Genomic DNA, 17,648 nt, shown 5'->3' on the forward strand with positions numbered 1-17,648 from the left:
TGGGGGCGCGTTTACGAGGGCCGAATGGCCGGTTCCTCCGCCGGAATAACCGGGTTGTGCGTGCGGCGCCAGTTGACGGCGGGCATGATCAGTTCGGGCCGCACCCGGTCGCGGTGGTGCATCACCACGCGCATCACCGATTCGAGCAGCGTCTCGCTCAGGTAATGCGGCTTCAGACCCAGATCGAGCAGGCGCGTATTTGCGGCATTATAGTAGTGCTCTTCTTTCTCGACGCGCGGGTTGGGCAGGTGGTGAATAACGACATCGAGACCGAACTCCTGTGCCGCTTCGCGCACTGCTTCGGCGAGGCCGGCGACGTTGAACTGTTCGGTGAACTGATTGAACACGCGTAGCTCGCCACGCGGTGCCGGGTTGAGGATGGCGAGTTCGACGCACGCCAGCGTGTCGCGAATGTCGAGGAAGCCGCGCGTCTGCCCGCCCTTGCCATAGACGGTCAGCGGCAGACCGACGACCGCCTGCACCAGGAAGCGATTGAGCGCTGTTCCAAAGACGCCATCATAGTCGAAGCGCGTCGCCAGGCGCGGGTCCATTGTGGTTTCAGGCGTTTCGACGCCATAGACCACCCCCTGGTTCAGGTCGGTGGCGCGTAACCCCCAGATGCGGCAGGCAAACAGGATGTTGGTGCTATCGTGCACTTTGGTGGCGTGGTACCAGCTGCCGGGTTGTTTTGGGTAGGGGAGGGTATCGGTGCGTCCCTTATGGGTAATGGTGATGTACCCCTCTTCGATGTCGATATTTGGGGTGCCATACTCTCCCATTGTTCCCAGTTTGACCAGATGACAATCCGGCGCATGGTCGGCGAGCGCATAGAGCAGGTTCAGTGTGCCGATAACATTGTTGACATGGGTGAACACAGCGTGCTGGCGGTCGATCATCGAGTAGGGGGCGCTACGCTGCTCACCGAAATGGACAACCGCCTCCGGCTGGAAATCACGGATCACCGGCTCGAGGAAGGTATAATCGCACAGATCGCCAATGAAGGGGGTGATGATTTTACCGGTGATCTGACGCCAGACTGCGACCCGTTGCTGGAGCGTCTCGATCGGCGTCAGGCTTTCGGCGCCGAGTTCGTGATCCCAGAGTCGCCGTGAGAAGTTGTCGAGGACAGCCACCTCGTGGCCGCGCTGCGAGAGGTGCAATGCGGTCGGCCAGCCAAGGTAGCCGTCGCCGCCAAGGACGAGAATGCGCATACGGAAAACTCTCCTTAGATTTCGGGTGAGCGGGTGCTTTCTCCTGAGTATACCACAGGCGATACACAATCATAACGCGCGAATATCAAGAACGCATTAAGGGCGAGTAAAATCATTGCGATTCCGGATCGGGCGCAAACTGGTCGTGCAGTTCTTGCAGCCGTTCATCGGTGTGGCGCGCATAGTACTGTTCGGTAATGCGGGTGTTGGCGTGCCCCAGAATCGCCGAAACCTCGGAGAGTTGGGCGCCTTCGTTGAGCAGCCAGGTGGCGACGAAGTGGCGGAAAGTATGCGGGGTGACGGTCCGCAGCGCGTGCGCTTCGCGGGCACGCCCTTCGCGCTCAATCTGATCCGCCACACGTTGAGCGGCGCCGGTCACAATCTCCCACGCTGCGATACGCCCCAATCGCCCGCCGGCGCTGCGTGGACCGTGGGAAATGAAGAGCGCATCGGCGTGCGGAAATGTGGTGTGCCGCGCGTGCAGGTAATGCAGGATTGCCTGCTGCGCGTGCGTGCGCAGAAAGACGGCGCGACGGCGCTGCCCTTTGCCAACCACGAAAGCGCGCGGAAGAATGCTGCTATCGTCAGCGCGAACATCAACGACATTCAGGCTCAATACCTCGGAGATCCGCGCACCGGTGGAAAAGAGAGTGTGCAGCAGTGCAGCGTTGCGCAGCATATTCAGGCGGTTGCGTTCGGTGCGGCGCCCTGCTTCGCCGGGGGGCAATTCGCCGTCGTAGAACGTCACCAGTTTGCGCAGATCGGGAACGTTGGGCGCGCGACCGGCATAGGCGCGCGGCAGCGCATCGCGCAGGTGCAGGCGAACCAGCGCAAGATCGCAGCGCAAGTGACCGCGATCGGCGAGGAACTTGCAGATTGCCAGTGCGCCGTGACCATACGTCAGAACCGTGCCATCCGCCATCCCTTTCAGAGAGTCGATCCAGGCGCCGAGATCGGGGGCGGCAATGTCGGCAACGGTGCGCCGCCCTTGGCGTTGCGCCCAGGATGTGAATGAGCGCCATGCATCGCAGTATGTGGCAATGGTGGAGTCTGCCAGCGGCTTGCGGCGTGAGCGTTGCGCTGCGGCCCAGGCGTCGGCGGCGGCGGCGATAGTCAATTCTGTCATAGCACATTCATGTTCAGTAGGCTGGCGTGCGGCGTCGTTCCAGCACCTCGTTCTGGATCAGGCGCAATTCATGGATCTCGATGGCAGCATTGAGCACCGCTGCAACGGGCCGGTTTCCTTTATCGACAACCATCACCGCCGTGCCAAGCGCCACAAGTTCCGGGTAATCATTCGCGCTCAATGGGAGGACTTGCAGATTGGCGATTTCGGCGGGCACATCCTCGCGACTCCAGACGGTTCCATCGATAACCCCGCTTATCACCAGATGTAATCCCTGAGCATAATCGATCTCAACGAATTCGACACGCTGTTCGCGGCAGATTGTATGCACAATGAGAGTGTGATCGGCGGACGACGGATCCACGCCGATCCGCATGCCGTCCTGAATGCCGGCTGCTGGAGCATCGCGCAGGATCAGCACATGCTGCGCCATAAATGTGTCGGGACCGAGTTCTGTCACAATATCGATCTCCGGGTATTGCATCGCAGCACGGCGTGAAAGCAGCGCCCAATCGCACTGCTGCGCCGCCAGCGCCTGCACGCGCTGCCCGGCGCCTCGAATGAAGCGCAGTTCCAGGTCGATTGGCAGGCGGTCGAACTGCGTGCGCAGCCCGGTGGCCAGTCCGATCAGGCGGCGCGAGTAGATGAGCGGAAGCGCCCCAACCAGCGGTCGGTGCATCGCAATTGACCACAGAAGAGGATAATCGATGGCGGCGACATACGTGCCAAGCCGTCCCCGCGCTTCGAGGTGCACGGCGCCAACCGATGTCAGGTACTGCAACCCGGCCTGCACCGTCCCGACGCTGGCATCCAGACGCGCAGCGTATTCGTGAACACGAGTGATCCGGTCGCCTGGCGTTCGTTCGAGGAGCGAGCGCGCCAGAGCGACAACGATCTGTCCATGTTTGGAGAAAAGCGGTTCATCGTCTGCGTTTGCAAGGAGCAGTCTGTCGATCTGACGGTTACGGGTCATTGAACTATATCCTTAACACCAGCGCGGTTTTGCACTGTAGCATACAGCGTGTGGTTGTGTCAACCGCCGATGATTTCAGCGCTCGCACGGAGTCGTCGTGGACTCTTCCGGCATTCCAACCCAGGTTTCGGAGAAAGCCAGAAAAGCAGAGCTGGCCGAATCGCCGGCAGGAACCCTGGTTTCGCCAGGGAGCGGCACGCCATTGACCATGATGATCCCTCTGGCGCACGGGCAGATGACCGCCGATACGTCGTAGGCGATGGGACCGCTGGTGTTGTAGAACAGTTCCATCGCCGCGTCGAATATGTCTTCCCACACCAGTTCGATCACGTGCATACGGCTCGTACACACGATGCGTCGGCTCTGCCTGCCGTTAGGGTATTGAATGAACTGTGCGGATTGCAGTGCCAGCGCTGCCAGACCGAGGTCGCGAAACCCGTCGAAGTACTGGTTGAATCGTTCGGTTATCATGCGTCCCAGTGATGGATTGTCGGTGTAGATCGCCAGCGGCGGAAGATCGTGGCGGATGGTTGTCTCCTGGTCGACTCGCATGAACAGAACGGTTCCCTCTCCGTCAGCCGAGTATGTGCAATGCCAGCAACTGGTCCAGACCATCGCTGCGTCGCTTCCCGGTCGATACAGGGTGATCAGGTGGTTTTCTCCGGCAAAGAGGACCGGTCGTCTTTTGTTGAGAAGAGCCACGTGCGCCTCATTCTGGTCTAACGGCGAAAGCATGAGCGACTTCACGGCACAAAGCGGTAACCACGAAGGTCACAAAAGGACACAAAGAAAGAAATGCGCTTCATTATTCACCTTCGTGCGCTTCGTGTCCTTGGTGGTGAAGCCTGTGTGCAGTGGACTCATGAGTATTCATCGTACCATAAGCTCGTGTCAATTGAAGCAAGTCGCAGGAACATCGAGAAGAACTCGATGGCGGAATGACCTCAACAGGCGCCAGCGCAAGGCGCCTCGCCAGCCCAGGGCGTCTCTTGAGCGGGCGAGCAGCCTGCGCGCCTGGGAGCAGCCTGAAGAGTGACGTTGACACACGATCGTCTTCGCTATACTATCTGCTGCCTGGCTGGATCCGAGTCGGTTCGGCTATGGAAGGAAAATGCAGGAGAGGCGCGATGAGCGCAATGATCGAGTTCGAGGACGTTTCCAAGCGATTTGTGCTTCAGATCCAGCGCGAGCGCCCTGTGACCCTGAGCGAGCGTCTATCGGGAGTTTTTCGACCGCGGAGGGCTGCGGATGAGTTCTGGGCGCTGCGCAACGTGAGCTTCAGCGTTGCGCGTGGTGAGAGTTTTGGGCTGATCGGGCACAATGGCGCCGGGAAAAGCACTGCGCTCAAGTTGATGACCCGCATTCTCGAGCCGACATCGGGGCGGGTGCGGGTGCGGGGACGTGTGGCTGCGCTCCTTGAGCTTGGCAGCGGCTTTCATCCCGAACTGAGCGGTCGCGATAATGTGTTTCTGTATGGGTCGCTCATGGGGCTTAGCCGGCGCGAGATGACGGCGCGGCTGGAAGAGATTGTGGCGTTTGCCGATATGGCCGACTTTCTCGATCTACAGGTCAAGTACTATTCTTCGGGCATGTACACGCGCCTGGCATTTGCCGTTGCAACGGCGGTAGACCCCGATATTCTGATTACCGATGAAGTGCTGGCGGTTGGCGATGAGGCGTTTCAGCGCAAATGCATGGATCGAATTTTGACCTTTCGCCATATGGGGAAGACGATTATTTTTGTGTCGCACGCGCTCGAGACTGTGCGCACGCTGTGTGATCGCGCGGTATGGCTCGATCATGGCGCGGTTCGTGTGCTTGGAACAACCGGTGAGGTGATCGATGCCTACCTTGCCGAGGTGAACCGGCGTGAGCGCGAGGCGTTGATGCAGCAGGACACGTTGACTGCCGACCCAAACCGACGCTTTGGCACGCGTGAGGTTGAAATTACCGGCGTGGAATTGTGCGATGCGAGCGGTATTGCGCGTGTGGTGGCGCACACCGGTGCGCCGCTGACCATTCGTATCCGCTATCGCGCCTGTCGAGCCGTGCCGCGCCCGGTGTTCGGTCTGGCAATTCATCATGAAAGCGGTCTCGTGCTTGCCGGGCCAAATTCGTTGTTCGCCGGTCTCGACATTCCCGCCGTTCAGGGCGAAGGGGTGGTTGAGATGCGGATTGCGGCACTGCCGCTACTGGCGGGGCGGTATCTTCTCAGCGTAGCGGTCTACGACGAAACCATGCTGCACGCCTACGACCATCACGACCGGCTCTATCGTTTTACGGTGTACAACGAAGGGGGAAATGAGCGATTCGGCTCAGTGACGCTTGGCGGGGTCTGGTCGTGGTGCGAGGCGGGAGGATGACAGTCGCACCCTTGTGGAACCGCAGCGCCCTTCATATCTCCCGCCTTGCAAATTGTGCTATAATCTCTATGTTATTCCCTTCACCCGTACTTGTGTTCCTGGACGCTAGATGGCGTGAGGTTGCACCTGTTCAATGCAACAACCGTTGCGGTGACCCGCAGGGCCCGGATGCCAGGGCGTAAAGGTGGAAGCTGGTGCAAGTCCAGCGCTGTGCCGCAACTGTAACCGGCAATTGTCAGCCGGAAGCCAGGATGCCTGCCGCGATGTCCGTTGTTCAGCCCTTCTCGAGCCAGGGAGGATGAACAGAATTGGCGTTCCGTCAGGAATTGCGTCATGCTCTGTCGCCCCGGTTCTCGAAAGAGTCCGGGGCTTTTCGTATCTGGAAGACGGAGGTTGAACGTTGCACGTTGCATGTTGAACGTTTATCCGTTGACCTATTCGTTGATCCGTTGACCTATTCGCTCATTCGCCGCCATACCGAAAGGTTTGTTCGATGGAAGAAAATCCGAGTCAACACACCCCAAAAACTGCACATGACATCCCAGACAGCGCGGCGGAAACCGATGCAGCGCCGCCCCCTGGTTCGACGGCGGAAGCCGAGGAGCGGCGCAAGGCGGCGCGCGCCAATCGGGTGAAGAAGGGGTTGGTGATAGTCAATACCGGCAATGGCAAAGGGAAGACCACCGCAGCGCTCGGTATCCTGCTCCGCGCCTGGGGGCGTGATATGTGGGTCGGCGGCATTCAGTTCCTGAAGCACGAAAATGCCAACTATGGCGAATTGCGCGCCCTTCAGCGCATGGGTATCGATCTGACGCCGATGGGTGATGGGTTTACCTGGACGAGCCGTGACCTCGATGAGACGCAGGCGAAGGCGATTCACGGCTGGGAGACGGCAAAAGCGCGGATCGCCAGCGGTGAGTACGATGTCTTTTTGCTGGATGAGTTTACGTATGCGCTAATCTACGGCTGGATCGAGACGGCAGAGGTGATCGAGTGGCTGCGCCAGCATAAGCCGCCGATGCTGCACCTGATTATCACTGGGCGCAATGCGCCCCAGGCGCTGATCGACTTCGCCGATCTTGTGACGGAGATGCGCGAGGTGAAGCATCCGTTCCGCGATCAGGGCATTCGGGCGCAAAAAGGCATCGAGTACTGAACGGCAAACGGCGTCTTTGAAAGGAACGCACGTCGTGGAACGCCTGAAGCGCAACATGGTGCAGCGCAGCGACGGTCGCCTGGTCAATGCCGGGGCGCGTCGGGGGATGCTGATCGTCTGCGCCACCGGTTGCTGCTGTGGTCACACAGAGCGTGGTTTTGCGCCGGTTCGCACCGACATCTACCACGAGGAATGGGAGCGGCGCAAACTGCGCAACCGCGTCCATCTGAGCCAGGGCGGGTGCCTGGGTCCATGCCCGCTGGCGAACGTCGCGCTCCTTCTGATCGATGGACGACCGTACTGGTTCCATTCGCTCAACGATGAGGCGCTCATCCCTGTGCTGTACGATTACATCGAAGCGCTGCTGGCGACCGACTACGACCTGCCGCCGCCGCCTGCGCTGGCGCCGCTCCTCTTCAATGGGTTTGCGTGGGATGGCAGTGCGCCTGGCGAGCGGCGCTCCGAACCGCTGCCCGCGATGATCGGCGATGGGATTCTGGTGCTCAGTCAGGCGGATACCGATCTGCTGGCGCTCGAACAGGCGTGTGCGCTGCTGCCGGAAGGATTTGCACCGCTGCGGGTTGCGCATATCGGTCGCCTGCCGGACGATGCTGCTGTCGATCATCTGCTGCGCGACCTGCTCCCCGGCGTGGCAGTGGTGATCGTGCGTCTCCACAGCGCCGCCGCCTTCGCCTATGGACTGGACCGCCTCCAGGAGTGGGCGCGCGCCGCTGGCGGCTTCCTGCTCTGCCTGCCAGCCGTCGAAACCCTCGACCCGGACCTCATGGCGCGCTCGACGGTCGGTGTGCCGCTAGCGTTGCTGGTCAGCGCCTATTTCCAGTATGGCGGTCTCTCGAACCTTGCCAACGGTCTGCAATGCCTCAGTGATCACCTGCTGCTGAGCGGTTGGGGGTACGATCCGCCGGTCGAACTGCCGATGCACGGCGTCTATACGCCGGTGTCGTCGTGTTGCGCTGACGCCGCTGATGAAACCCGCCCTCTTGCCGGATTGCTCTTCTATCGCGCCCATCTGCTCAGCGGCAACACAGCGTTCGTCGATGCGTTCATAGCAGCGCTTCAGGCGCAGGGGCTGCGCGTCCGCGCAGTGTATACGCAGTCGCTCAAGGACGCTGCGGAGGGGAAGGAACCGGACGCGCTGCGCGTGTTGACCGAAGCGGGAGCGGCAGTTCGGCGCCGCTCAGGGCAAGTGGATGTGGTGATCAGCACGTTGAGTTTTGCGCTTGGGGAGAGTGATCCGCATCCGTTCAGCCTCCTTGATGTTCCGGTGATTCAGGCGCTCGTGAGCAGTACGTCGCGCGATGAGTGGCTGCGCAGCGGTCGCGGTCTTGGTCCGCTCGATACGGCAATGAATGTGGCGATCCCGGAGTTCGACGGGCGGATCATCGGCGTGCCAGTGGCGTTCAAGGAACAGCAGGGCGAAGCGCCGGCGCGTTCGGTTCCCGATGAGGAGCGAATGGCGCGCCTGGCGGGAATCGCTCGACGGCTGGCAGCGCTGCGACGCACACCGAATGCGGCGAAGCGGATCGCTTTCGTGTTGACCAACAGCAGCGCCAAGGCGCAGCGGATCGGAAATGCGGTCGGTCTCGATGCGCCTGCGTCGCTCATGCGCCTGCTCCAGGCAATGCAGGAGATAGGGTATCAGGTCGGTGACCTGCCCGAAAGCGGCGACCGCCTGATCGCCGATCTGATTGCGCGCTGCTCCTACGACGAAACCTGGCTGACAACCGAACAACTGGCGCGGGCATACCGTGTTTCGGGCGCGACGTATGCCCATTGGTTCGCCGATCTGCCGCCTGCGCTCCAGGATGCCGTGATCCGTCAGTGGGGTCCGCCGCCGGGCGGGGCGTATGTCCACAATGGCGACCTAGCGCTCGCCGGCGAGGAGTTCGGCAACGTTTTCGTGGCGCTCCAGCCGCCGCGCGGTTACGATATGGACCCCAACGCCATCTACCATCGCCCCGATTTGCCGCCGCCGCACAACTACTATGCGCTCTACCGCTGGCTGCGCGATGAGTGGAGGGCTGACGCGATTGTGCACCTGGGGAAGCACGGAACCCTCGAGTGGCTGCCGGGCAAGGGCGTGGGATTGGGTGCGACCTGTTTCCCCGATCAGTTCCTCGGCGATCTGCCGCTCGTCTATCCGTTCATCATCAATGACCCTGGCGAGGGAACGCAGGCGAAGCGCCGGGCGCACGCCGTGATCGTCGATCACCTGACGCCGCCGATAACCAGCGCCGGCGCGTATGGCGATCTGGCGGAACTTGCCCAACTGGTGGATGAGTATTATCGCACCGAGCATCTCGACCCCGGTAAATTGCCGTTGCTTCAGCGTCAGATCTGGGAGGTTTTGCAACGTTCGCATCTCGATGACGATCTGCGCTATATCTGGCAGGCGGACCACGGCGACCATCGTCACGAGTGGGACGGCAGTTTTCTGGAGGATGGCACACCGACTGCACTGGCGGAACTGGAAGGTCGGGAAGTCGCGCATTTGCTGGAAGATATCGAGGGATATCTTTGTGAATTGACCGGCGCACAGATCCGCGATGGGCTGCACATTCTCGGTGTGATGCCGACCGGCGAACAACTGGTGGAACTGGTCTACCATCTGCTGCGCCTGCCGAATCTCGATGCTCCCAGTCTTCCAGAGGCGGTAGCGGCTGCGCTTGGCGAAGACTGGAGGGCGCTGCGGGAGCGCCCTGGGGAGCGTCGTTCAGGCGCGGGCGAAGCGCAGCATGCCGTTATGACCTTCCAGACCAACGCCGATGTGATTGAGCATATCGAGAGGTTGAGCAAGGAGTTGCTGCGGCGTCTGGAAGCGCGCGATTGGCGCGTCCAGGATGTCGAGCAGGTGATCGCCGATGTCATGCCTGTTCCGCCAAACGTTCGCATTGCGGAGGCGCTGCGGTACGCCTGCGACACACTGGCGCCCAACCTGCGCCGGAGCGCAGGGGACGAGATCGCGCATCTCCTGGCGGCGCTGGAGGGGCGATTCGTTCCGCCGGGACCAAGCGGCGCACCAACCCGCGGCATGGCGCATGTCCTGCCGACCGGACGAAACTTCTACAGCATGGACCCGCGCGCGCTGCCGAGTCCGGCTGCGTGGCAGACCGGCGAGGGGTTGGCGCGCGACCTGATTGCCCGCTATGAGCGCGAGTACGGGCATATGCCGGAAAGTGTCGGCATCAGCATCTGGGGAACGAGCGCGATCCGCACGGCTGGCGACGATATTGCGCAGGCGCTGGCGCTGCTTGGCGTGCGTCCGCGCTGGCAGCGCGAGAACCGGCGCGTGACCGGGATCGATATTGTGTCGCTGGAGGAGTTGGGGCGTCCGCGCATCGATGTGGTGTGTCGTATCTCAGGATTTTTTCGCGATGCCTTCCCGCATCTGATTGCCTTGATCGACCAGGCGGTGCAGGCAGTCGTGGCGCTCGACGAGCCGCCGGATCAGAACTTCCCGCGCAAACACGCGCTGGAGGCGGCGCAGGCGTTGCGGTCCGCCGGGAGGTCCGAAGCGGAAGCGCATCGAGAGGCGACGTACCGCATCTTCGGCAACAAACCGGGGAGTTATGGCGCGGGCATTCTCCCGCTCATCGATGCGCAGAACTGGGAGCGTGACGCCGACTTTGCTCGCGTCTATCTCACCTGGGGGGGATATGCCTACACCGCCGCCGAGCAGGGCGTTCCTGCCGAGAAGGCGTTTGCCGCTGCGCTGAGCAGGGTGCAGGTTGCCACGAAAAACCAGGACACCCACGAGCACGACATCTTCGATAGCGATGATTACCTTCAATTTCATGGCGGTATGATCGCAACCATTCGCGCGTTGACCGGCAAAAATCCGGCGCGCTATTTCGGCGACAGCAGCGACCCGGCGCGTCCGCGCACCCGCGATCTGCGCGAAGAGGCACGGCGCGTCTTCCGGGCGCGGGTCGTCAATCCGAAGTGGATCGCCAGCATGCAGCGTCACGGCTACAAAGGCGGCCTGGAACTGGCGGCGACTGTCGATTATCTTTTCGGCTACGACGCAACCGCCGACGTGCTCGACGATTGGATGTACGAGCGGGTGACGGAACGCTATCTGCGCGACGCGGAGGTGCGGCAATGGCTGGAACAGGTCAACCCCTGGGCGCTCCAGGCAATGGCGGAGCGCCTGTACGAAGCAATCGGTCGCGGCATGTGGTCCGATCCATCGCCCGAGTCTCGCGAGATGCTGGAGACGCTGCTGGAACAGGGCGATCTGTGGCGGGAGAGGGTTGAAGGTGGGAGGTTGAAGGTTGAAGGTTGGGAAGGTGGAAACGTACCTGACCCTTGAGGTCTGCGCTGCTGATCACAGTGGTGGGAAGGTTCCAGGTGACACATCATACGTATGATCGACCCTTCGTGCGCCTTCGCGTCCCTCGTGGATACCAGAGGTGGAGCGAGGGGAGAGGGGAGAGGGGAGAGGCGAGAGGCGAGAGGCGAGAGGTGAGAGGCGAGAGGCGAGAGGTGAGAGGCGAGAGGCGAGAGGCGAGAGGCGAGGGGCGAGAGGGGGAGGCGAGGGGCGGAAGGGTTGCATGTGGGAAGGTGAAAGGTGAGTCCCCATTCCCTACTCCCTGACCCATTCCCGGTTCTTGGTCTCTGGTTCTCTAACTCCTAACCCATAAACAAGGAGGCAACCACATGAGTCTACTGAACAGCACCATTGCAGGTATAGGTTCGCTCGACAAGGCGGCGGCTTCCGCAGCGCAGGCGCGGCAGGATGTGCTGACCAAGCCGCAGGGCGCGCTGGGAAGACTGGAAACGCTGTCGATTCAGATTGCGGGAATTACCGGGCAGCCGCGTCCCCGGCTGAACAATCCGGCGGTGATCGTCATGGCTGCCGATCACGGCGTTGCCCGGCGCGGGGTCAGCGCGTATCCCTCGGAAGTGACGCCACAGATGGTGCTGAACTTCCTCAACGGCGGCGCGGCGATCAATGTTCTTGCCCGTCACGTTGGTGCGCGCGTGATTGTGGTAGATATTGGCGTGGCGGCCAATCTGCCGGCGCATCCCGAATTGATCGACCGCAAAATCGGCATGGGAACGGCGGATTTCTCGGTTGAACCGGCGATGAGCCGCGCGCAGGCGCAGCAGGCGATTGAAGTCGGCATTGCGTGTGCCAACGATGCTGTCGACTCCGGCGTCGATCTGCTGGCGACCGGCGATATGGGCATCGGCAATACGACGGCATCGAGCGCGGTTGTCGCTGCGATCACCGGTCGTCCTGTCGCTGAGGTTACCGGGCGCGGCTCGGGCATCGACGATGCCGGACTATCACGCAAGATTGCGGTGATTGAGCAGGCGCTGGCGCTGCACCGTCCCGACCCGCGCGACGGGTTGGATGTGCTGGCAAAGGTCGGCGGCTTCGAGATCGGCGGGCTGGCAGGCGTCATCCTGGGCGCAGCAGCGCGGCGCGTGCCGGTCGTGGTCGATGGCTTCATTTCCGGCGCAGCGGCGCTGATCGCCTGCACCCTGGCGCCTGCCGCGCAATCCTATCTGATCGCCGCGCACCGCTCGGTAGAACAGGGGCACGAGGCCGTGTTCGCTCATCTCGATCTGACGCCGCTCTTTGATCTGGGCATGCGTCTCGGCGAGGGGACGGGCGCGGCGCTGGGCATGTCGCTCTGCCAGGCAGCCTGCAAAATCCTCGACGAGATGGCAACCTTCGGTGAGGCGGGGGTGTCGGGGAAGGTCGAGGGCTGAGAACTGAGAACCAAGAACTGAGAACCAAGAACCAAGAACTGAGAACCAAGAACCAAGAACCGAGAACTGAGAACTGATGCCAAGTGGCTTCCAGTCAGACAACATGTTCGCGCGTTCGTTGGGCAAGGCGCAACGGTCAATGCGCACTGGCAGGCGTGGACGCAGACTGCGCCTTGGTATGAGTCCGCCCGGCGGCTGAAGCTGCGGGCTACAGGTGCAAAGCCCGCCTGCGCAATCTATACCGGATTTAATTCTAATACTGACTTCACTGCAAAAAGCTGTAACCACGAAACCACGAAGGTCACAAAGGGACACAAAGGAAATGCTTTTCATTTTTATTCACCTTCGTGCGCTTCGTGTCCTTTGTGGTTAAGCCTTTTTGCAGTGGACTCAATACGAACTTGCGGTCAGTCAGACAACATGTTCGCGCGTTCGTTGGGCAAGGCGCAACAGTCAACGCGCTGCGGCAGGCGTGTCGTGGACGCATGACTGCGCAGTGACAGCAGCAGCTCCAGCGGGGCTTTCACTTGCCTCAGCGAGGGCTTCAGCCCGCAGCGGCCCGGCGTCCCGCGCGCACCAGCAGTATGGTCCAAATGGCCGCGTATGAGTATGAGAACCAGGGACAAAGACGACAGTCACGGGGGGAACGGCAGGAAAGAGCGTCTCTGGCGCGTCTGGCAACATTCTCGTCGCAGGGCGCTCTGATCGGAAACAGCAGGAGTCGGCTCGACGGAGGGTGCGATATGTTTACTGGCATTGTTGAAGAGATGGGCCGTGTTATCGACATCGCTAGCGATCTGCCACAGGGCAACTTTGTGCAGGTGGCGAGTCGCATTGCACACGAGGGAGCGCGCATTGGCGACAGCATCGCTGTCAACGGCGCCTGCCTGACAGTCACTGAGCTCGGAGATGGCTGGTTTCGCTTCGGCTTGAGTCCGGAAACGTTGCAGCGCACGAACCTCGGTCGCCTGCGCGTCAATGATCCGGTCAATCTGGAGCGTTCCCTCGCCTTTGGCAGTCGCATGGACGGGCACTATGTGCAGGGCCACATCGACGGCGTCGGCGAAATTGTCGCCGTGACTCCTGAAGGCGACTCCAAGAGGGTGCGCATTCGTCCGCCAGCGCGGCTGTTGCCCTATATTGTTGAGAAAGGGTACATCGCCGTCGATGGCGTCAGTCTGACGGTGACAGATGTAGACGAGAGCACGTTTGGGGTTGCACTCGTCGCCTATACGCAAGAAGCCGTCATTATGGGAGGTCAGGACGTGGGCGCCGTTGTCAACATCGAGGTGGACATTATTGCGAAGTATGTCGAACGTTTGCTCCAGGCATATCGTTCGTAAGATTTCAAAGGAGGTCCATCGTATGAAATCGGTTCACCGCTGGCTGCTGGTCGTTATCGGCGCTGCACTGCTCATCGCCTTTGAGTCACGTGCGGCATATGCGATGCACATCATGGAGGGGCTCCTGCCGCCGTTCTGGGCCGGACTCTGGTTCGTCCTCGTTCTTCCGTTCTGGATACTCGGCATTCGCCAGATTAATCGGCTGATCGCCGAAAAGCCGGAGACGCGCCTGCTTCTGGGTTTCGCTGCTGCATTCGCCTTCGTCCTGAGCGCGCTCAAGATACCGAGCTTCACCGGTTCGAGCAGCCATCCGACCGGCACCGGTCTGGGGACGATCCTCTTTGGTCCGTTGGTCATGAGTATTCTGGGGAGCGTCGTTCTGCTGTTCCAGGCGCTGCTCATCGCCCATGGCGGCCTGACGACGCTTGGCGCCAATGCGTTCAGTATGGCGGTCGTCGGTCCGTTCGTGGCATGGTTCATCTGGAAAGGGTTGAAAGACCGCGCACCGATCTGGTTGACCGTCTTCCTCGCGGCGGCAATGGCAGATCTGTTCACCTATGTCGTCACCTCCACCCAACTGGCGCTGGCGTACCCGGACGCAGTCGGCGGGTTTGCGGCGTCGTTCGCCAAATTCGGCGCGATCTTTGCGGTCACTCAGATTCCGCTGGCGATCAGCGAAGGCATTCTGACGGTTCTGATTTTCAACGCATTACAGGCGAACGCTCAGTCGGAGTTGCAGTCGCTCGGTGTGCTGAAAGGGGCGCAGGCATGAACAGCAAACCCTTTGGATGGACTACTTCGCTCGTTCTGCTGCTGATCGTCGTCGTGCTTGCAATTGTCCCGTTGTTGATGATCCGCGACTCGGAGTTCGAGGGTGCAGACGCAATTGCCGAAACGGCGATCACGGAGGTTGCGCCGGATTACGAACCCTGGTTTGCGCCGCTTTTTGAGCCGCCGGGCGGTGAAACCGAGAGTCTGCTTTTTGCCATTCAGGCGGGGTTAGGCGCTGGGCTGATCGGGTACTTTTTTGGCTTCAAGCATGGTCAGCGCCAGCGCCATGCGCCATGATCGATGAGCGCCAGCCGTGATGCGTGTCATTGATCAGTATGCGTTTGGGAATGCCTTGCGTTCGATCGATCCGGCGCAGAAAGGCGGGCTGGCGCTGCTGGCGATCATCTTCTGCCTGGCGCTGGATCGTCCTGCCGTCGGTGTGCTGGCGCTTGGCTGGATGCTGGCGCTCACAACGTGGTGGGCAAGGATACCAGTGCGAGTCTTTGGTCGTGTGTTGCTGACGGAAGGGGTGTTTCTGGGTCTCTCGGTCATCGGCGTTGCGATCAGTATTGGACGTGAGACGCCGGAAACGACGGTGGTCGCATGGCAGGTTGGCGCGCTCTGGATCAGCATCGCGCCCGAGTCGCTCACGCTGGCGCTGCTGGTGCTGACCCGCTCGCTGGGGTGTGTAGCGGCGCTCAACTTCCTGATCCTGACAACGCCGCTGATCGACCTGATCGATCTGATGCGTCGCATCCGCTTGCCGGAAAGTTTGATCGATGTCATGGCGCTGACGTATCGGGCAATCTTCGTGCTGCTCGACAGTCTGGAGCGGATGGCGACCGCGCAGGACGCGCGCCTGGGGTATGCGACGGCGCGCACGGCGATGCGCAGCGCCGCGTTGCTTGCCAATCAGTTGTTTCTCGACGCCTACCGACGCAGCCAGCGCACTCAGATCGCGCTGGAAAGCCGGGGGTTCGATGGCGCATTGCGTGTGTTGCCGCTGACCTATCGGCGGAGTCCGCGCATCTGGCAGGCGAGCGTCGGGCTGACGGCGAGCCTGATGCTGGCGAGAATGGTCGGATGAGCGCCGTGCTTGAGTTCGATAACCTGCACTACACTTTTCCCGGAAGCGATATGCCGGCGTTGCGCGGCGCATCGCTGCGGATCGAGGCGGGACGCCGGATCGTGCTGCTGGGGCGCAATGGCGCCGGCAAGAGCACGCTCCTCCTGCACGGCAATGGCATCCTGCGCCCCACGGCGGGTCAGGTGCGGCTGAACGGCGCTCTGCTGGAGTACAGCCGCCGTAGTCTGCTGCGTGTCCGCCGTGTGGTAGGGCTGGTGTTCCAGAACCCGGACGATCAACTCTTCAGCGCCAGCGTTCTGCAGGACATCAGTTTTGGTCCGCTGAACCTGGGTTTGAGCACTGATGAGGTTCGTCACCGCGTGGCGGAGGCAGCGGACCTGTGCGGCGTCAGCGATCTGCTCGAACGCCCGACCCATGCGTTGAGCGGCGGGCAGAAAACGCGCGTGGCGCTCGCAGGGGTGCTGGCGATGGGACCGGACATCCTGCTGGTCGATGAAGCCACTTCCGGGCTGGACCCCTGGATGCGCCGGCAGGTCTTCGACATTTTCGATCGACTGGTAGAGCGCGGCGCAACAGTCGTGCTTGCCACGCACGACCTGGACACTGCACGGCACTGGGCGGATACCGTCGTCGTCATGAACGAAGGGCGCGTGATTGCCGTCGCGCCGTCGGCGCAGGTATTCGGCGATCCTGAGTTGCGGTCGTTGTTGGGTCCGGTGGGGGAGCGCTGAACGTTGGTTGAACGTTGTTTGCGTTGGTTTATGTGCCTGCGCATGCTGTTTGTTCGCTGACGCCATTCGTTGACGCATTTGCTATGTCGCTTTCACGCCGAAGTCGCACGCTCCTTTTCGCCCTCACCCTCGATCTCCTTTTCGGGGACCCGCCGAATACCTGGCATCCGGTGGCGCTCATGGGGCGCTGGATGCGGCTGGGGGAGCGGCTGGCGCCGCAGGATGCCGCACGACGTCTCGTGTGGGGCGGAATGTGGCTGGCAGGCGGCGCGGCGCTGACCGGTCTCGTTGCGGCGCGCGCGCCGCAGCATCCGATTGTTCAGGGCGGCATTACCTCGATGCTGCTGGCATACCGCGGACTGGATCGAGCGGTCGGCGACGTGCAGGCGGCGCTGGAATGCGGCGATCTGCTCGAAGCGCGGCGGGCGCTCGGCTGGAGCCTGGTGAGCCGACCGACCGACGATCTGCGCGCCGATGAAGTGGCAGGCGCGGCAATCGAGTCGCTGGCGGAGAACCTGAGCGATAGCCTGGTGGCGCCGTCGCTGGCATTCCTGCTCGGCGGTCTGTCGGGCGCGGCGATCTACCGTCTGTCGAACACGGCGGACGCTATGTGGGGATACCGCAACGAGCGCTACGAACATCTCGGCAAGGCGGCGGCGCGCCTCGACGATGCGCTCAACCTGCTGCCGGCGCGCCTGACGGCGGCGCTGATTGCCGTCGCTGCGCAGATCGTGTGTGGTCGGGGCGCCGAGGCGTGGCGGGTCGCGCGTCGTGACGCCGGTCGCACTGCATCGCCGAACGCGGGCTGGCCCATGGCGGCGATGGCGGGTGCGCTCGACACAACGTTGACAAAGCGCGGGCACTATGTGCTGGGGAATGGATCACGCCTTCCCGACGCAGCCATGATTGGCGACGCGCGGCGCGTTGCGCGCATCGTGCTCGCACTGCTGGCGGGAGGAGCGGCAGCGCTGGCGGGGACAAGGTCGTAGTAGGGCCGCCCCTGGTGAGCGCCCGACGCCGGATTGCCGGGCCGCCCCTGGTGAGCGCCCGACGCCGGATTGGAGGGGGCGCCCCCATAGGTTGCCGACAGGATGAGATGGGAGTGCGGCGGAGCAGGCGCATTCCACGCTACAAAGCCGCTTACG

Annotated in this window: 15 protein-coding genes and 1 riboswitch; of the genes, 11 read left to right on the forward strand and 4 right to left on the reverse strand. The window is 61.9% G+C overall.

What is annotated here, in order from left to right:
- Positions 1-11: 11 nt before the first annotated feature.
- The 4 genes from AC3EA7_RS14100 to AC3EA7_RS14115 all read right to left on the reverse strand — a co-directional run bounded on the left by AC3EA7_RS14100 (position 12) and on the right by AC3EA7_RS14115 (position 4,012).
- Complete coding sequence (locus AC3EA7_RS14100) at positions 12-1,211, reverse strand: NAD-dependent epimerase/dehydratase family protein (protein WP_488614698.1); 1,200 nt, start codon at positions 1,209-1,211, stop codon at positions 12-14.
- Between the two features lie 112 nt (positions 1,212-1,323).
- Entirely contained in the window at positions 1,324-2,337 is a 1,014-nt protein-coding gene (locus tag AC3EA7_RS14105) for a tyrosine-type recombinase/integrase (RefSeq protein WP_488614699.1), read from the reverse strand.
- Positions 2,338-2,350: 13 nt separating this feature from the next.
- Positions 2,351-3,310, reverse strand: coding sequence for a GntR family transcriptional regulator YhfZ (yhfZ, locus tag AC3EA7_RS14110; protein ID WP_488614700.1), 960 nt, complete (start codon positions 3,308-3,310; stop codon positions 2,351-2,353).
- 75 nt (positions 3,311-3,385) lie between these two features.
- Positions 3,386-4,012, reverse strand: coding sequence for a hypothetical protein (locus AC3EA7_RS14115; RefSeq protein WP_488614701.1), 627 nt, complete (start codon positions 4,010-4,012; stop codon positions 3,386-3,388).
- Positions 4,013-4,437: 425 nt separating this feature from the next.
- On the opposite strand from AC3EA7_RS14115, the gene AC3EA7_RS14120 reads away from it, so the two are divergent.
- The 11 genes from AC3EA7_RS14120 (at position 4,438) to cbiB (ending at position 17,492) form a co-directional block, all read left to right on the forward strand.
- Complete coding sequence (locus tag AC3EA7_RS14120) at positions 4,438-5,673, forward strand: ABC transporter ATP-binding protein (RefSeq protein WP_488614702.1); 1,236 nt, start codon at positions 4,438-4,440, stop codon at positions 5,671-5,673.
- 131 nt (positions 5,674-5,804) lie between these two features.
- Positions 5,805-5,950, forward strand: a riboswitch (cobalamin riboswitch).
- A 216-nt stretch (positions 5,951-6,166) separates the two neighbouring features.
- Entirely contained in the window at positions 6,167-6,829 is a 663-nt protein-coding gene (gene cobO / locus AC3EA7_RS14125) for a cob(I)yrinic acid a,c-diamide adenosyltransferase (protein ID WP_488614703.1), read from the forward strand.
- 55 nt (positions 6,830-6,884) lie between these two features.
- Positions 6,885-11,162, forward strand: a complete 4,278-nt coding sequence (cobN, locus tag AC3EA7_RS14130; RefSeq protein ID WP_488614726.1) for a cobaltochelatase subunit CobN — start codon at positions 6,885-6,887, stop codon at positions 11,160-11,162.
- Positions 11,163-11,509: 347 nt separating this feature from the next.
- Positions 11,510-12,571, forward strand: a complete 1,062-nt coding sequence (gene cobT, locus AC3EA7_RS14135; RefSeq protein ID WP_488614704.1) for a nicotinate-nucleotide--dimethylbenzimidazole phosphoribosyltransferase — start codon at positions 11,510-11,512, stop codon at positions 12,569-12,571.
- Positions 12,568-12,648 (forward strand): hypothetical protein, encoded by an 81-nt coding sequence (locus tag AC3EA7_RS14140; protein ID WP_488614727.1) that lies wholly within the window; start codon positions 12,568-12,570, stop codon positions 12,646-12,648. The genes cobT and AC3EA7_RS14140 overlap by 4 nt, the downstream gene beginning before the upstream one ends.
- A gap of 666 nt (positions 12,649-13,314) precedes the next feature.
- Positions 13,315-13,914 carry a riboflavin synthase gene (locus AC3EA7_RS14145; RefSeq protein WP_488614705.1) on the forward strand — a complete coding sequence of 200 codons (600 nt, stop codon included), beginning with the start codon at positions 13,315-13,317 and terminating at the stop codon, positions 13,912-13,914.
- Between the two features lie 22 nt (positions 13,915-13,936).
- Positions 13,937-14,686: an energy-coupling factor ABC transporter permease gene (locus AC3EA7_RS14150; RefSeq protein WP_488614706.1), complete on the forward strand. Its 750-nt coding sequence runs from the start codon at positions 13,937-13,939 to the stop codon at positions 14,684-14,686.
- A complete protein-coding gene (locus tag AC3EA7_RS14155) occupies positions 14,683-14,982 on the forward strand; it encodes an energy-coupling factor ABC transporter substrate-binding protein (protein ID WP_488614707.1) in 300 nt (99 codons plus the stop codon). The genes AC3EA7_RS14150 and AC3EA7_RS14155 overlap by 4 nt, the downstream gene beginning before the upstream one ends.
- A 19-nt stretch (positions 14,983-15,001) precedes the next feature.
- Complete coding sequence (cbiQ, locus tag AC3EA7_RS14160) at positions 15,002-15,772, forward strand: cobalt ECF transporter T component CbiQ (protein ID WP_488614728.1); 771 nt, start codon at positions 15,002-15,004, stop codon at positions 15,770-15,772.
- Positions 15,769-16,503: an energy-coupling factor ABC transporter ATP-binding protein gene (locus AC3EA7_RS14165; protein WP_488614708.1), complete on the forward strand. Its 735-nt coding sequence runs from the start codon at positions 15,769-15,771 to the stop codon at positions 16,501-16,503. Before cbiQ ends, AC3EA7_RS14165 begins: the two co-directional genes overlap by 4 nt.
- 83 nt (positions 16,504-16,586) lie before the next feature.
- Positions 16,587-17,492, forward strand: coding sequence for an adenosylcobinamide-phosphate synthase CbiB (gene cbiB, locus AC3EA7_RS14170; protein WP_488614709.1), 906 nt, complete (start codon positions 16,587-16,589; stop codon positions 17,490-17,492).
- The last annotated feature ends 156 nt before the right edge of the window (positions 17,493-17,648 follow it).

Source organism: Roseiflexus sp. (assembly GCF_057785375.1).

Bases quoted from the DNA above. Each gene is read 5' to 3' on its own strand.
- AC3EA7_RS14100 (WP_488614698.1), bottom strand. From the start codon at position 1,211: ATGCGCATTCTCGTCCTTGGCGGCGACGGCTACCTTGGCTGGCCGACC.
- AC3EA7_RS14105 (WP_488614699.1), bottom strand. From the start codon at position 2,337: ATGACAGAATTGACTATCGCCGCCGCCGCCGACGCCTGGGCCGCAGCG.
- yhfZ (WP_488614700.1), bottom strand. From the start codon at position 3,310: ATGACCCGTAACCGTCAGATCGACAGACTGCTCCTTGCAAACGCAGAC.
- AC3EA7_RS14120 (WP_488614702.1), top strand. From the start codon at position 4,438: ATGAGCGCAATGATCGAGTTCGAGGACGTTTCCAAGCGATTTGTGCTT.
- cobO (WP_488614703.1), top strand. From the start codon at position 6,167: ATGGAAGAAAATCCGAGTCAACACACCCCAAAAACTGCACATGACATC.
- cobN (WP_488614726.1), top strand. From the start codon at position 6,885: ATGGTGCAGCGCAGCGACGGTCGCCTGGTCAATGCCGGGGCGCGTCGG.
- cobT (WP_488614704.1), top strand. From the start codon at position 11,510: ATGAGTCTACTGAACAGCACCATTGCAGGTATAGGTTCGCTCGACAAG.
- AC3EA7_RS14145 (WP_488614705.1), top strand. From the start codon at position 13,315: ATGTTTACTGGCATTGTTGAAGAGATGGGCCGTGTTATCGACATCGCT.
- AC3EA7_RS14150 (WP_488614706.1), top strand. From the start codon at position 13,937: ATGAAATCGGTTCACCGCTGGCTGCTGGTCGTTATCGGCGCTGCACTG.
- AC3EA7_RS14155 (WP_488614707.1), top strand. From the start codon at position 14,683: ATGAACAGCAAACCCTTTGGATGGACTACTTCGCTCGTTCTGCTGCTG.
- cbiQ (WP_488614728.1), top strand. From the start codon at position 15,002: ATGCGTGTCATTGATCAGTATGCGTTTGGGAATGCCTTGCGTTCGATC.
- AC3EA7_RS14165 (WP_488614708.1), top strand. From the start codon at position 15,769: ATGAGCGCCGTGCTTGAGTTCGATAACCTGCACTACACTTTTCCCGGA.
- cbiB (WP_488614709.1), top strand. From the start codon at position 16,587: ATGTCGCTTTCACGCCGAAGTCGCACGCTCCTTTTCGCCCTCACCCTC.